Annotated in this window: 13 protein-coding genes; 9 read left to right on the top strand and 4 right to left on the bottom strand. The window is 61.1% G+C overall.

The genetic code is table 11. The annotated features are described in order from the left end of the window. Positions 1-73: 73 nt before the first annotated feature. A complete protein-coding gene (locus tag JF70_RS04495; protein WP_045935445.1) occupies positions 74-2,578 on the top strand; it encodes a UvrD-helicase domain-containing protein in 2,505 nt (834 codons plus the stop codon). Positions 2,579-2,629: 51 nt separating this feature from the next. On the opposite strand, the gene JF70_RS04490 is transcribed toward JF70_RS04495, so the two are convergent. After that, entirely contained in the window at positions 2,630-3,283 is a 654-nt protein-coding gene (locus JF70_RS04490) for a response regulator transcription factor (protein ID WP_045935444.1), read from the bottom strand. Then, complete coding sequence (locus tag JF70_RS04485; protein ID WP_045935443.1) at positions 3,280-4,515, bottom strand: sensor histidine kinase; 1,236 nt, start codon at positions 4,513-4,515, stop codon at positions 3,280-3,282. The genes JF70_RS04490 and JF70_RS04485 overlap by 4 nt, the downstream gene beginning before the upstream one ends. Positions 4,516-4,694: 179 nt before the next feature. On the opposite strand from JF70_RS04485, the gene JF70_RS04480 reads away from it, so the two are divergent. From JF70_RS04480 to JF70_RS04470, 3 genes are read left to right on the top strand one after another with little or no spacing between them, the layout of a single operon-like run. Continuing rightward, complete coding sequence (locus tag JF70_RS04480; RefSeq protein ID WP_045935442.1) at positions 4,695-5,651, top strand: ABC transporter ATP-binding protein; 957 nt, start codon at positions 4,695-4,697, stop codon at positions 5,649-5,651. A 41-nt stretch (positions 5,652-5,692) separates the two neighbouring features. Continuing rightward, positions 5,693-6,886 carry an ABC transporter permease gene (locus JF70_RS04475; protein WP_045935441.1) on the top strand — a complete coding sequence of 398 codons (1,194 nt, stop codon included), beginning with the start codon at positions 5,693-5,695 and terminating at the stop codon, positions 6,884-6,886. Beyond that, positions 6,873-8,207 (top strand): ABC transporter permease, encoded by a 1,335-nt coding sequence (locus tag JF70_RS04470; protein ID WP_045935440.1) that lies wholly within the window; start codon positions 6,873-6,875, stop codon positions 8,205-8,207. The genes JF70_RS04475 and JF70_RS04470 overlap by 14 nt, the downstream gene beginning before the upstream one ends. A 15-nt stretch (positions 8,208-8,222) precedes the next feature. Here the strand turns inward: JF70_RS04470 and JF70_RS04465 are convergent, their stop codons facing one another. Both JF70_RS04465 and JF70_RS04460 read right to left on the bottom strand, forming a co-directional pair. Next, on the bottom strand, positions 8,223-9,467 hold the full coding sequence (locus JF70_RS04465; protein WP_231578845.1) for an MFS transporter: 1,245 nt from the start codon (positions 9,465-9,467) through the stop codon (positions 8,223-8,225). Positions 9,468-9,496: 29 nt separating this feature from the next. Next, positions 9,497-10,183, bottom strand: a complete 687-nt coding sequence (locus JF70_RS04460) for a TetR/AcrR family transcriptional regulator (protein ID WP_052690736.1) — start codon at positions 10,181-10,183, stop codon at positions 9,497-9,499. 320 nt (positions 10,184-10,503) lie between these two features. Between JF70_RS04460 and rpsD the strand changes: the two genes are divergently transcribed. The 5 genes from rpsD (at position 10,504) to alaS (ending at position 15,502) form a co-directional block, all read left to right on the top strand. Then, positions 10,504-11,130 (top strand): 30S ribosomal protein S4, encoded by a 627-nt coding sequence (gene rpsD, locus JF70_RS04455; RefSeq protein ID WP_015021916.1) that lies wholly within the window; start codon positions 10,504-10,506, stop codon positions 11,128-11,130. 92 nt (positions 11,131-11,222) lie between these two features. Next, positions 11,223-11,891, top strand: coding sequence for a histidine phosphatase family protein (locus JF70_RS04450; RefSeq protein WP_045935439.1), 669 nt, complete (start codon positions 11,223-11,225; stop codon positions 11,889-11,891). Positions 11,892-11,983: 92 nt separating this feature from the next. Further along, positions 11,984-12,415 carry a DUF948 domain-containing protein gene (locus JF70_RS04445; protein WP_045935438.1) on the top strand — a complete coding sequence of 144 codons (432 nt, stop codon included), beginning with the start codon at positions 11,984-11,986 and terminating at the stop codon, positions 12,413-12,415. Then, a complete protein-coding gene (locus tag JF70_RS04440) occupies positions 12,415-12,654 on the top strand; it encodes a hypothetical protein (protein ID WP_045935437.1) in 240 nt (79 codons plus the stop codon). The genes JF70_RS04445 and JF70_RS04440 overlap by 1 nt, the downstream gene beginning before the upstream one ends. Positions 12,655-12,820: 166 nt before the next feature. Beyond that, complete coding sequence (alaS, locus tag JF70_RS04435; RefSeq protein ID WP_045935436.1) at positions 12,821-15,502, top strand: alanine--tRNA ligase; 2,682 nt, start codon at positions 12,821-12,823, stop codon at positions 15,500-15,502. Positions 15,503-15,507: the final 5 nt, after the last annotated feature.

Here is a 15,507-nt window from a genome sequence, read left to right as displayed (position 1 = left end):
GAAATGGTTGTTTGCCGGGTGTGCGCCATCCGGCCTGAGACGGTGACCGAGACCAGATGGCAAGAGGTGGCTTGTGAACGAGGAACCGGACTTGATCCAGCGCAGCGCCAAGGAGCTGCTCAAGGGGCTCAACGATCGGCAGGCCGAGGCGGTGCAATACCAGGGGCCGGCCCTGCTGATCGGGGCAGGCGCAGGCTCGGGCAAGACCAGGGTGCTGACCCGCAGAATCGCCTGGATCCTCAGTCAGTTCGGCGCCTGGCCCAGCCAGATCCTGGCCATCACCTTCACCAACAAGGCGGCCTCCGAGATGCGCGAGCGTCTGCGCCGACTGATCGGGCCCGTGGCCGACCGCATGTGGGTGTCCACCTTCCACTCGGCCTGCGTGCGCATTCTGAGGCGGGATGGCAAGGAGATCGGCCTGCGATCGGGTTTCACCATCTATGACACGGCCGATTCCGAGCGTCTGATCAAGCTGATCGGCAAGGATCTCAACATCGATCTGAAGCGCTACACCCCCAGAAACATTCTGGGCCACATATCCGACTACAAGAACAACCTGCAGGATTGGCGCACCCAGCTGCAGGAGTACGCCCCCGACTACCGGCCCGGGCAGCGCGGCCAGCAGATCACCGCCCGCTTCGGCAACGAGGAGGAGCTCTACTCCGTGGTCTACGCCGAGTACGAGCACCGGCTGGCTCAGGCCAACGCCGTCGACTTCGACGATCTGATCGTACGCACGGTCCAGTTGCTCCAGCAGTCCCCGATGGTGGCGCAGTATTACCACCATCGGTTCCGCTACGTGCTGGTGGACGAGTACCAGGACACCAACCATGCCCAGTACGTGCTCATGCGCGAGCTGGCCGGTGCCGATGCCGGCAAACAGGACCAGGCCTGGATCACCGTGGTGGGCGATTCGGACCAATCCATCTATGCCTTCCGAGGGGCCGACATCAGCAACATCAGGGACTTCGAGAAGGACTTCCCCGGAGCCCGGACCATCCTTCTGGAGCAGAACTACCGTTCCACCCAGACCATTCTGGATGCGGCCAATGCCATCATCGTCAAGAACGAGGGCCGCAAGCCCAAGAAACTCTGGACCGCCCTGGGCAAGGGGGAGCCCATCGTGGGTTATGCAGCCGACAACGCCCAGCAGGAGGCCGCCTGGATCGCCACCGAGATCGCCCGACTGCGCAGCGAGGAGGGCATTCCCTACTCCGACATGGCCATCATGTACCGGGCCAACGCCCAGTCCCGCGCACTGGAGGAGGGGCTGATCAACGCCGGTCTGCCTTATCAGCTGGTGGGCGGGACCCGCTTCTACGAGCGTAAGGAAATCAAGGACGCCCTGGCCTATCTGCACGCCATCGCCAATCCCCAGGACGACGTGAACATGCGCCGGATACTCAACGTGCCCAAGCGCGGCCTGGCCGCACGTGCCGAGGCGGCGGCGACCTCCTATGCGGATCTGCATCAGGTTTCCTTCTGGCAGGGGGTGCAGCATATCGAGGAGGTGCCCGGGGCCTCCACGCTGATGGTCAAGCGGATGAAGGCCTTCAGGGATCTAATCACCTCCCTGACCGGCTTTGCCGCAGAGCACGATACCAAGCCGTCCCAGATTGTTGAGAAGGTGCTGGAGGACTCCGGCATGCTGGACGAGCTGCGCAGGTCGGTCGATCCGCAGGATGCCTCCAGGCTGGAGAACCTCGGTCAGTTGCAGTCAGTGGCCGCCGAGTTCGAGCAGAAGACTCCCGACGCCACGCTGGCGGGCTTCCTGGAGACCACGGCACTGGTGGCCGACTCGGACCAGCTGCCGGGCCTGGGCGACGACTCGGGCAAGGTGACGCTGATGACCCTGCACACGGCCAAGGGCCTGGAGTATCCGGTGGTCTTCCTGACCGGCATGGAGCAGGGAACCTTCCCTCACTCCCGCTGCCTGGAGGATGCCGACGAGATGCAGGAGGAGCGTCGGTTGGCCTATGTGGGCGTGACCCGTGCCAAGCGGCGTCTTTACCTGACCCGGGCGGCCGTCCGCTCCCAGTGGGGACAGGTCAATGAGATGCTGCCCAGTCAGTTCCTGGATGACATCCCTGACGAGCTGATCGACTGGAAGCGTAGGCAGGCCGGCAACGAGCGGATGCGCGCAGGCTGGGACCTGGGTGACGACGAGGACGAATTCGGCGGCTTCGAGGATGAAAGCGACGGCCGTGCATTCGGTCATCGTTCATTCGGCGGCTTCGGCTCCGGCTTTGGCTCTTCCCGCAATGGATACGGGCGCTCGCGGACCTCCTCGCAGCGGTCGTTCGGCTCCTCCTCCAGAAATGGAAGGGTCATGACCAGGCGGAGCACGACAAACCCGTCGTCAACCTCACACGCTGGCAGGGCCTCGGCCCAGCCCAAGTCGAACGGCCTATCCATTCAGGACTTCTCCCTGGGAGACAGGGTGGCCCACGACCAGTATGGCCTGGGCAAGGTGGTCGACATTCAGGACAAGGGGCACAACTCGGTCCTGACCGTGGACTTCGGTTCCGAGGGGACCAAGCGGCTGATGCTGCGCTTGGCGCCGATCGAAAAGCTCTGAACGATCGAGACTCAGGGCCTACCCACGGACGGGACCACAGAATCTATGCGTTCATGACTCTTGCGAGGACAGCCATTCCACGGCGAGCTGGGTGCGGTTGGCCAGGTTGGTCTTGGCTAGGATGGCGGAGATGTGATTGCGGACGGTGCCTTCGCTGAGGCAGAGCCGACTGGCGATGGCCTGGTTGTCGAGGCCATCGGCCACCAGAGCGACGATTTCATGTTCGCGGTCGGTCAGGGTTTGGAAGCGCCGGGGAACAGGCTTGGACGGGTCCTTTCGCGTCTGCTCCTCCTGCTTGCCAAGCGACAGATTAGCCACGGCCTCGGCTCCGAGAACCGTCTGCCCGGCCATGACGGCCTGGAGGGCCGGCACCACCGAGGCCACGTCCTGCTTGATCACATACCCCTTGGCTCCCAGGGCCAGGGCGCGGGAAATATATTCCTTGTCTGCAAAAGTGGTCAGAAAGAGCACACGAGCAGCCGGATCCACGGCGATGATGCGCTCCGCCGCCTCCAGGCCGTCCATGCCGGGCATCTGCACATCGAGCAGCAGCACGTCAGGCCTGCCGCCAGCCGCCTGGAAACACTTGAGGGCTGACTGGCCGTCATTGGCTGTCCAGATCACGTCTGCAGTACCAGTTGCCGTCAGAATCGTTGACAGGGACGAGCAGACAATCGGATCGTCATCAGCGATAGCGACTTTCATGCCATGACCTTCCTATCCTCTCCATGCTCAGCTGCGCTGTGGTCGGACCAGGGCTCCTTGGGCAAGGATACGAAGACCTTCCATCCTTGTCGGTTGGGGCCGCTGTTGGCCGTGCCGCCCAAGGCCCTGGCCCTGGCCTCCATATCGGCCAGCCCCATGCCGCGGCTGTCAGGCTGCGATTGCTGAGACCCGCCGTCGTCCTGCACCACCATCTGCCAGAAGGCCGGGAGGTCGCACAGAATGACCTGTGCCGACCTGGCTGAGGAATGGCGGACCGTATTGGTAAGGGCCTCGCGAACAATGGTGGCCAGGCAACGGCACACTGGTGCAGGCGCTGTCTCGATGCCGTTGTTCAGATCGACCTTCAGCCGCCCCATAGAAGCCTCGGAGCTGGCATCCTCCATCTGGGATGCGAAGTCGGTGCCCTCATCCTCCAAGTCATGCACCGAACGACGAATTGTGGTCATGGCCTCATTCAGGGTCTTGCCGACATCATCCAATATCCGCTCGGTACTTTGATCGCCCTTGCTCTGCGCAACCACCCGGCCAGCCTGGACTTGCATGATGGCTCGGGTGAGCAGGTGGCCCACATTGTCATGAATATCCCGAGCGATCCGGGTCCGCTCGGATAAGTGCGCCATCCGGGTCGCCTGGGCCCGCTCCTCGTCCAGGTCGTTGATGCGGCCGTGCAATTGGCGAATCCGGTAGCGCTCGGTGTCTTCAATCTGCCATTCACGACCCTTAGCCACGGCCAAGTGCGCACATGCCAGTCCGCCGCCTTGCGTCAGTGCTGATGTCAACAAAACAAGCAGCGCATAGCCTTGGGTGAGGCCTCTGAACAGTATGAGGTCAGTGATGGCAGGTATCAGCCAAAAGAATGCAGGCAGCAAGGCCAAGAGCTGCCTGAGGGAGGCCAGCACAGAGTCCTTGGTCTGGGTGTCTTTCAAGTCGGCTGATCCGGTAGCTAGAACCATGGTTCCGAGTCCAACCCCTGCCTCGAAGGCCAGAGCCGGCAAGAAGAAAAGCCAGACAGGTATGAACATTGCCAAAAGCGACACCAGAGCGCCGCCACACATGGAACCTGGCGCCGGCAGCAGCCATTCACACAGGGCCCCTGCGGCTAGAGAGGCCAGGAGGCCGGCGATCAGGGTTGCTGAAACCCCTGAACCATACCATGATCCGCATAAGGTCCCCAAAGCAAGCAGGACCAGCCAACCAGCTATCCTGCCCATGAATGTCTCCTCGCCCTGTTGTCCTATTGTCTCAAATAATAATTGGCGGGCTACCCCTTCCTGCGCCTATCCGCATGCGGAAGCACCCATGACAAATGTCATAGGTCTGATTCGACCATCCACAATATTGATGACGGCTGTCACGGTGTTGGGCCAGCCATAGCTGGGATGATGGAATCATGAACAGTTCACGTGAGCAAGAGCCGGCCTTGAAGGTCAGCGCATTGGTGAAGCGTTACGGTGACATGGTGGCCTTAGACCACTTCGATATGGAAGTCGGTCGTGGTGAGGTATTCGGACTGCTTGGCCCCAATGGTTCAGGCAAGTCAACCGCCATCAACTGCATCCTGGCCCTGCTCAGCTATGAATCGGGGACGGTTCGGATATTCGGGCAGGAGATGACCCCGACCTCCTACGACCTGAAAAGTCATATCGGCGTGGTTCCACAGAATGTGGCCGTCTTCAACGAACTGAGCGTGCAGGAGAACATCGACTATTTCTGCTCCCTCTATGTGCCCAGGAAGGCCGACCGCAAGGATCTGGTCGAGCAGGCCATCGACTTCGTGGGGCTGGACGACTTCCGCAGGTTCCGTCCGGGCAAGCTGTCGGGCGGTCTGCTGCGCAGGCTCAACATCGCCTGCGGCATCGCCCATCAGCCGGACCTCATCTTCTTCGACGAGCCCACCGTCGCCGTTGACCCCCAGAGCCGCAACGCCATCCTGGAGGGCATCGAACGGCTGAACGCCCAGGGGGCCACTGTGGTCTACACCAGCCATTACATGGAGGAGGTGGAGCAGATCTGCACGCGGATCATGATCATGGACCACGGCCGTCAGATCGCCCTGGGGACAGCCGAGGAACTCAAGGGCATGGTCCAAGCCGGCGAGCAGGTCACCGTCGAGACCCTGGACCTACAGGATTCCACACTGGCCCGGATCCGTGCCCTGCCCCTGGCCCAATCCGCCGACTATGACGGCAAGGAACTGGTCATCCACTGCCGCCAGGGCGAACACAACCTGCAGGACGTGCTGACGGTCCTGGAATCCACCCAGACCAGCTACGGCCACCTGACCAGCCGTCCGCCATCCCTGAACGATGTGTTCCTGGAACTGACCGGCAAGGAACTGCGCGACTGAGCGCGGTCCCAAGCTCAATTGCCGTAAAGGAGCACCTATTCATGTGGAACTCATTTCTGATCAACGTCAAGACCTCGATACGCAACACCTCCTCTCTCTTCTGGGTCCTGGCCTTCCCGGTCATTCTGGCCGCTCTGATGCTGGGCATCATGGGCAACCTGCAAGACGGTTACACTGCCGAGGCACAGCATTTCGCCATTGTCTCGGACGCCAACTGGAAAGCCAGCCCAGGTGCTGACGAGCTCGTTTCCTCACTATCGAAGAAACCCAAGGCCGGGTCCGATGACACTCGGCTGCTTATCCCGACGACGGTGGCTTCCAAGGCCGAAGCGGACACACGTCTGGATGGCCGGAAGGACATCGGATACCTGTACGCGGGTCCTGACGGACTGGTCAACATGGTCCTGTCGGACCGCGAAGCCGCCAGCATCCAATCCGACTCAACCGCCTCCGAAGGCATAACGGTCTCCATTCTGTCCGCCTCGCTGGGAAGCTTCAACCAGGCCAACGCCGCAAGGTCCACCCTGGCCTCGACGAATATCCGAATACTCGTGCAGTCCGGCGAACAGACCTACACCAAGCAAATCCGCCTGACGCACATCCACCCTTCTATGACCGCGCCCTACTTCTTCGCTGTGCTGGCTATGGCCTGCCTTATCGGTGCCAGCACCGCAGCCGAGATGATTGCCAGGACCCAGCCCAACCTTTCAGCCCTGGGAGCCCGACGGGACAGTTCTCCCAGCCCCAAGCGGCGGCAGGCAGCGGGTGCCTTTCTTGCCTCCTGGCTCTTCTCCGCAGCCAGCCTCCTGGTCGCCTACATCTTCGTCCGCACAGTCTGCGGCGTGCAGACCGGCGGTCGCGACCCGATAGCCCTCATAGCCATCGCAGTGGGCACCTTTATGGCGACCGCTTTCGGCTCTATGATGGGCGCCATTCCCAAACTTTCCACCGAAACGAAGGTTGGCCTGGTAATAGCGATCGACTGCACGTTGAGTGCCTTCATCGGCCTCTATGGCAGCCTGGCTATGGACCTCAACAATGCCATCCAGGAGCATGCTCCCATCTTTCATCTGCTCAACCCCGTCAAGCAGGTCTCCAACCTCTTCTACGACATCGTCTACTACGACAGTCTGGCACCCTTCGCCCGCACCTGCGGCATCCTGGCCATCATGGCTGCCGTCTTCCTGTCCATCTGCGGCCTGCTCCTAAGGAAACAACGGTATGAATACTTGTAAAACAGCACTGCGCATCATCTGGGCGCATAAGTTCTACCTCCTTCTGTATCTGGTGGGCATGAGCCTGATCATGATTGTCATCGGTTCCACGAACGTGCAGGCCGCGGTACGTGCCAACGCCTCAAGCTCGATTGGTCGCTTTGAGCCCGCACGTGCGAAGGTGGTCGTCATCAATAGGGATAGCGGTAACCAGGCTGGTTGCGAGCTGGGCCAGGGTCTGAAGAAGTATCTGGGCAAATCGGCCCAATTGGTGACAGTCGAAGATAAGCCCCAGGCCCTGCAGGACGCCAATGTATCGGGTAAAAGCGATTTGACCGTCATCATTCCTAAGGGATATGGTCAACGGTTCCTTGAGACGCTTGAAGACACTGCTGCCCAAGCTCGCAGCGGCGGTAAGACGACTGATTTTCCTAAGGTTGAAACGGCCGCCTCCTATAATTCCAGCCGTGGCAGTCTGGCACAATTGCAGGTGGACAGTTATTTTGATGCTATTCGTACTGCTCTGCTGAGCGGTCTGGGCCAAAACGGTTCGACGGATCTGCACTCGCCGGCTGCGGTCAAGGATGCGGCTGCCTATGCAGTGGCCTACTATGCCGGCAACCAGCCACATGTGGGCATCCATGCCAGCCCAAAGAATGATGATGGAGCCCTGTTGAAAGGCTTCGCCACGACAGTCGGCCTGGCTGCCTTTCCCTTGATGACAGCGCTGACGGTCTGCGTAGCCACACTCTTCGGAGCCTTCAGTTCTCCAGACCGACATCGACGCCTTCTTGCCTCTCCGATCCGGTCCAGCAGCCTGAATGGACAGGAGCTCACGGCAGCCCTCATTGTGGCAGGTGTCTCATGGGCATATTACGTGGCACTCGTTGCCTTCAGTATGGCGGCATCGGGGGTGTCCTTGGCTTCGTTTGGCTGGGGGAGGGTGCTGCTGAGCTTTTTCGTCATGCTGATATTCGCTGTATCGGCGGCATCCTTTGGATTCATGCTTTCTCAGTTCAATCCTTCTTCTTCGCTCATAAACTCCGTCGGGGTCACCTTCGGCCTGGTGGTTATGTTCACCTCAGGATCGAGTTCCGGCGGCTCCCTGCCTCCGGTCATGCAGACCATCGGCAAACTGACGCCGGGTTGGTGGTACAACACTGCAGTCCAATCAATCATGGATTCAAGCACAACAGGTTTGGCCTCCTGGGGCCTTCCGCTGACTGTGGTTGCCTTGTTCGCTCTGGCTTATGCCTGTGTCGGTCTCATGGTCTCCCGCCTGACACGCACCCGGGCCACCCTGGTCGCTCCTGTCAGCTCCGACCCCAGTATGATCGGCTGATGCCTGATTTGCCAGTCATTCATCCGGCTTCATGGCCAGTCTGGCAATCAGACATGTCAGCAGTGTCACCATGACAACACCAGTGATGATCAAGGTCATGGGGCAGTGGTCGATCAGCGGGCCGAAGGCGGCCTGTCCCAGCGGAATCGCGCACATGCATAGACTGTTGGTCAGCCCTATCACCTTGCCTATCAGCATTGCAGGGGTATGAATCTGCTCATAGGACATGGAAGTGATGTTGACCGTCTGCACCATTCCCGCAGCCAGAGCCATGCACCCGGTTACCAGGGCGAAGAGGACATGAGCAGGCAAATGCAGAAGCAGCCCTGCGGCAATGGGCAGGAGGACCAGGGCGCTGCCCGAGAGCAGCAAGGGTATCCGTTGCAGATAGAACCAGCTAGGGCGGATGGACACCAGGATGGCTCCAAGCAGGCTCCCGCAGGCCAGTATCCCTTCGGCCAGCCCCTGCATGGCATTGCTCAGGCCCAGTGTCCGAGTGATTATATATGGCAGGGCCACGTTGATGTACGAGGCAAAGATCAGGTTGGCCGCCAGGCTGAGTCCTATGACCACTTTGAGGTTGCTGTGCCTGACCAGAAACTGTGCAGCCGCTTTGGTGTCCGCAGCCAGATGGCTCACCAGTGCTCCTGGGCCTTGGGAGGGACCCTGTGCCGGTTCGGGAATCCTGACGGCGATTCTGATCCAGACGGCAGAAAGAAGACAGACCAAAGCGGCAACCCCGACCACTTGCATGATTCCGAAGAAGCCCATGACCATGCCGGCCACTACTGGTCCGATCATTCCTACCAGGGAGATTGCCTGGGAAACCAGGGCTGATGCGCGGGTCAGGTCTTTTCTGTCCACCAGACAGTGAAGGGCCGCCTGCACCGTTGGGCTGTAACAGGCTCTGTAGGCATTGACCAGCATCATGCAGGCCACGGTCAAAAAAACCGGGTCAATCTTCTGGCTTATCAGGATGTACAAGAAGGCTGTCAATGCCGACAGAATGTCCAGGACCGCCATGGTGGACTGCTTGTGCAGCCGGTCGGCCAGAGCTCCGCCCAGGGGGGTAAGGAGTATGGATGGAAGGACCGCCAGAGCGGAGACCATGCCATAGAGGGATGCCGATCCTGAGATGTTGAGCAGGTGAAGCGGCAGGGCGAAGACCAAGCATGTTTGCCCTAGATTGGAGAGAATCTCAGTCGTCAGAAGAGCAATGAACGGCAGTGTCAGCAGCCCCTTGCCTTTGGAGTGGTCCATGCTTGAGGTTTGGTCGTGAGCGGGCGGGTTCATATCGCGACTTCGCTTTCGGTTTTTTCCTTCTTGTTGCCTTTGGTGTCGGTGCCGAAGGAGGCCAATAGGTCGGAGAATCCCTGATCTTGCAGGGGGATGCCCAAGCTTTGCATGATCGAGAAGAAACAGGCGGCTCTGGTGCGCAGTTCTGCCTTCGTGCCCCGGCGAAAGAAGGGCAGCAGCCACATGTTGGCCAGTAGGCGGAGGATCTCTGCGGCTTGTTCGACGTGTTCCACATGCAGTGAGCCGTCCTGGTTGCCCTGTGTGATCAGGTCGACAAAGTCGTCCCGCTCATCCACCAAGGAGGTGAATTCCATGCCGATCATCTTGGGATTGGCCTTTGGGTTGAATTTGCGGAACATCAGATTCGCGGCCTCCAGTCTCTTTTGCGCTCGCTCAGGGGAGAAGAGCGACTGCAGCTGCTCCAAAGCCGTGCCTTGCTTCGATCGGGTTTGGGTTTTGCCGGACGTCTCGCTCATGGTGTTCATCAACCTGTCGGCCACGGCGTCGAAGAGATCTTCCTTGGACCTAAAATGGTGGTAGACGGCCCCCTTGCTCAAGCCTCCGGTTGCATTGATGATGTCCTGCATGCTGGTTTTGTCGTAGCCCTGGCTGGTGAAGAGTTCGGTGGCGGCTTCGACGATTCTCTCCTGCGTCAGCTCGGGGTGTGCGTTGCGGGCCATGGTCGTCTTCCTTTCAGATCCCTGAGATGGGTCGTTGTTGATCGGTTGGGGGAGTCTTCATGCCTTGGATCAATATAATATACCGACCGTTGGTATGAATATATCACAACATACATGTAATCCCAGGTCGGGCTCATGTGGTTTAATAAACACTTGGTTTGCGCATTTGTGCGCGAACCTATCTGGAGTCTCAGCCCATCAATGGGTCGGCGGCCGCAAGGTCGTTCGTGCTTGGCACGGTGAAGCATTGGAGAGGCCTGACTCGACGGTTCCGGCCGTCTTCGTTCAGATAACGACAGAAGCAAGTAAGGATTGCATCAATGACTAACATTCAGCGTGCGCGTCGCCAGGTCCGCCTGTCCCGCGCTCTTGGCATCGCCCTGACCCCCAAGGCCCAACGCCTGTTCGAGAAGCGCCCCTATGGCCCCGGCGAGCACGGCCGCAGCCGTCGTCGCACCGAGTCCGATTACGCCGTCCGTCTGCGCGAGAAGCAGAGGCTGCGCGCTCAGTACGGCGTCTCCGAGAAGCAGCTGCGTGCCGCCTACGAGCGGGGCACCCATGAGTCCGGCCAGACCGGTGCCGCCATGCTTCGCGAGCTGGAGTGCCGCCTGGACAACCTGGTCCTGCGCGCCGGCATCGCCCGCACCACCGCCCAGGCCCGCCAGTACGTGGTTCACCGCCACATCCTGGTCGACGGCAACATCGTGGACCGCCCCTCCTACAGGGTCAAGCCCGGCCAGACCATCCAGGTCAAGCCCAAGAGCCAGACCATGGTCCCCTTCCAGATCGCCGCCGAAGGCGTCCACCGGGATGTGCTACCCGCAGTCCCCGGCTACCTGGACGTGGACCTGGCCTCCCTGAAGGCCAGCCTGGTCCGCAAGCCCGAGCCGGAGGAGATCCCGGTTCAGATCAACATCCAGTACGTGGTCGAGTTCTACGCTCGCTGAGCACTAGGAACTTTGGGGCCCCGGTTCGTCCGGGGCCCTTTGCATGTCAGGATTTGCCGCCCCCGCTGGGGTATGGGTGGGATAATAGGGGCATGTTGCTCCATCTGTATGCCGTCCGCCATGGGCAGACCTATTTTAATCGCTACAACCGTCTCCAGGGCTGGTCCAACTCGCCCTTGACTTCATCGGGGCTGGAGGATGCCGACCGTGCAGGTCGTAAATTAACTAAGGTCAGTTTTGCGGCCGCCTACTGCTCGGACACCACCCGGGCCCAGGAGACAGTCCACAGGATCCTGGCCCAGAACCAGTCTGGGAACAAGCCTGAACCGGTCAGCGACAGCCACTTCCGCGAGCAGTTCTACGGCTACTTCGAGGGGCAGGACATGGCCATGGCCTGGTGGGCTGCAGGCGCGCCCCATGGAGCAGGCACCTACCAGCAGATTGTGGACCAGTTCGGTCTGTCCGCCACCAGGGACTTCCTCAAGGAGGCCGACCCATTTGGCGATGCCGAGTCCGACAACGAGTATTGGACTCGGATTGCCGGAGGATTCGCCCTGATCGCCGCCGACCCGCATCTGAAGAATGGCGACCGCGTCCTGCTGATCTCGCACGGCAACACCCTGCTCAGTCTGGTCAACCGCTTCGGCGGCGGTCGTTACGACACCAGCAGCCGCCCGAGCAACGGAAGCGTCACCATATTCGACTTCGATACGGAGGCCCCCTTTGAGCGCGCCCTGCAGGTTCGGTCCTTCAACCGTTGAACCGGCTTCAACCGGCCGGTCATGGCCTGGTCTGATAGACGGCGCGTGCTAGCGTTGTCCCCAGTATCGTACCAATGGAAGAGAGGTAGCAGATGGACGTAGGACAGATTGCCGGCCTGATAGCGGCCATTGCCTTCGCTATCTTGGCAGGGTTTCTGATCTATCCCCTGATTCGTCTGGGGAAGCTCTTCGACCAGCTGGCGCAGACCATCAAGCAGGCGGGCGACCATGTCGTGCCCACCCTGGACGAGTCCACCAGCACGGTCACCCAGCTCAACCAGACCCTGACCGACGTCAATCGCATCTCCGCAGCGGCCTCGACCACGGCAGGCAACCTCGGCGCCCTGACCGACCTGTACGGATCGATGCTGGGCAAGCCGGTCATCAAAGCGGCAGCCTTCCTCTATGCCCTGCGCAAGACGATCTCGTCATTCCTTTCAGGAGGCCGCGACAGTGCCGAATCCAAACCTTCCACTGCAAAAAAGGCCAATGACGGCCAAGGGAACGAGGGGAGTACCCGCTGATGTTCAAACGGATCTTCTGGATGGGGCTGGGCGTCACGGCAGGTGTAGTCCTGGTGACCAAGGCCGAGGCCTATGTCAGGGCCAATATCCCCAAGCGTGCAAGGGAATTCGTGCTGGGCGAGGACCAGGACCAGGTGGCCTCACGGACCCTGTCCGGCCTGGTACGCCAGTTCACCCAGACCATGCACCAGCGGCAGGATGAGCTGGACCGCCGCTATCTGGACCGTTTCCAGGGCTGAGCCTGGGGCGGACAAGCCAGGACAGATGCGCCTGGCCGGTGTAAAATTCACCATATTCACCCATGGGTCCGGAGTGTGGGCGACTTGTCCGCGCCCTGGACAACCGAGTCATTTGACAACCCGTAATCCAGTCGGCGTTCATCGGGTCTGAAGGAGCAGAAGCAGCATGCGCACATCGGAAATCGCCAAGCGTTTCCTCGATTATTTCCAGGACAAGGATCATCTGGTGGTTCCCTCCGCCTCTCTGATCTCGCCCAATCCCACCACGCTCTTCACCATCGCCGGCATGGTTCCCTTCATCCCCTATCTGCTGGGGGAGCAGACCCCGCCCAAGAGCCGGATGGCCAGCAACCAGAAGTGCGTGCGCACCCTGGACATCGATGAGGTGGGCAAGACCACCCGTCACGGCACCTTCTTCCAAATGCTGGGCAACTTCTCCTTCGGGGACTACTTCAAGGAGGAGGCCATCCACTATGCCTGGGACCTGCTGACCAAGCCCCAGGATCAGGGCGGCTACGGCTTCGACCCCGATACGATCTGGGTGACCACCTATACCGACGATGACGAGGCTCGCTCCCTGTGGAAGAACGAGGGCTTCGACCCCGAGCACATGGAAATCCTGGGCATGGAGGACAACTTCTGGACCACCGGCGGCCCCGGCCCCGGCGGCCCCTGCTCCGAAATTTACGTGGACCGCGGCCCTGCCTATGGCAAGGAGGGCGGCCCCTCGGCAGACGAGAACCGGTATATCGAGATCTGGGATCTGGTCTTCGAAAACTACGAGGTGGACAATGTCCGCTCCAAGACCGACCTGCACATCGTGGGGGAGCTGGAGCACAAGAACATCGACACCGGCGCCGGCCTGGAGCGCCTGGCCTATCTGCTTCAAGGCAAGCAGAACATCTACGAGACTGACGAGGTCTATCCCGTCATACAGGCTGCCGAGGGCCTGTCTGGTCGGCACTACGGCGACGATGACCAGGATGACGTGCGCTTCCGTGTGGTGGCCGACCATGTCCGCTCGGCCCTGATGATCATGAGCGACGGCGTCCGTCCCAGCAATGTCGGCCGGGGCTATGTGCTGCGTCGACTGCTGCGCCGGACGATCCGCTCCATGAAGATGCTGGGTGTGGACCAGGAGGTTCTGCCCCAGCTCTTCCCGGTCTCCAAGGAGGCCATGGCCCCCAGCTACCCAGAGCTCAACGACACCTTTTCCGAAGTGGCCGAATCGGCCTATGGCGAGGAGCAGGCCTTCCGCCGGACCCTGGACAAGGGGACCACCATTCTGGATACGGCCGTCAACAAGGCCAAGAGCGGGAAGGGCGATCCCGAGGTCTCCGGCAAGGATGCCTTCACCCTGCATGACACTTACGGTTTCCCCATCGAACTGACCCTGGAGATGGCTGCCGAACAGGGCGTCAAGGTGGATCAGGACGAGTTCCGGAAGCTCATGAACGAGCAGAAGTCCAGGGCCCGCGCCGATGCCATGAAGAAGCGGCACAACGTGGACCTGAGCGTATACGACGATATGCGCAAGAGCCTGGACGAACCTCAGGTCTTCCTGGGCTACACCGACTTTTCCAGCCGCTCGACCGTCCTGGGCATCATCCAGGAAGGCAAGGGAGCGGTTCCGGCCGTCAAGGCCCCTGCCCAGGTCGAGGTGATTCTGGACCGCACGCCCTTCTACGCCGAGGCCGGTGGCCAGCTGGCCGACCAGGGCGAGATTCTGACCGACGATGGGGCCGTCCTGGAGGTGGACGACGTGCAGAAGCCCATCAAGGGGCTGACCATCCACCGCTGCCGGCTGACGGAAGGGACGCTGACCCTGCAGGCCAAGGTCACGGCCAACATCGACCGGAACCGGCGCGGGGCCATTGCCCGCTCGCACACCGCCACGCACATGGTCCACAAGGCCCTGCGAGAGGAACTGGGTCCCCAGGCCACGCAGCGCGGTTCCGAGGATGCACCCAACAGGCTGCGTTTCGACTTCCAGTGGTCGCAGGCCCCCAGCCGCCAGGCCATGGATGCTGTGGAAGCCCGTGTCAACGACCGGCTGCGCGACAACCTGGCTGTGACCGCGCAGGAGATGAAGTATGACGACGCCATCGCCCTGGGCGCCATGCACCTCTTCGGGGAGAAGTACGGCGATGTGGTCCGTGTGGTCTCCATAGGCGAGGACGGCTGGAGCCGTGAGCTCTGCGGGGGAACCCATGTGGACCACGTGGGTAAGATCGGCGCGGTCTCCATCATGTCCGAGGCCTCGGTGGGCACCGGCGTTCGTCGTGTCGATGCCGTGGTGGGCCAGGGGGCTTACGAATACAACGCCCGTGAGCACGCCCTGGTCTCTCAGCTCTCCGACAAGCTCAACGCCCGCCCTGACGAACTTGAGTCCAGGATCTCGGCTCTGCTGGCCAAGCTCAAGGAATCCGACCGTCGACTGGCAGCCACATATGAGCAGCAGATGGCCCAGGCTGTGCCCGAGCTGGCCAACCAGGCCCTGCATGCCCCGGGTGAGGTCAAGGTTGCATCCCGGAACATGGGGCATTTCGGCTCGGTCGATGCCCTGCGCAAGACGGTGACCGACCTGCGGGCCCGTATGGGCGATGAATACCCGGTTGTGGTCGCCTTGGCCGGTGTCAGCGAGGACGACAAGCCTGTCATCTTCGTAGCCACCAACCAGGCGGCCCGTGACCGCGGTCTTAGGGCCGGCGACCTGGTCAGGACGGCCTCCAGGGTCCTGGGAGGCGGCGGCGGTGGCAAGCCTGAATTCGCCCAGGGCGGAGGCCAGGATGCTTCGGCCATCGATCGGGCCTTGAAAGCCCTGAGCGATCAGGTCCAAGAGGGCTGAGCTTT

It is taken from the genome of Bifidobacterium mellis (assembly GCF_000967265.1).
Lineage (GTDB): Bacteria > Actinomycetota > Actinomycetes > Actinomycetales > Bifidobacteriaceae > Bombiscardovia > Bombiscardovia mellis.
Note: the sequence above shows the minus strand (reverse complement) of the source record. Positions and strands in the feature narration are given on the sequence as shown.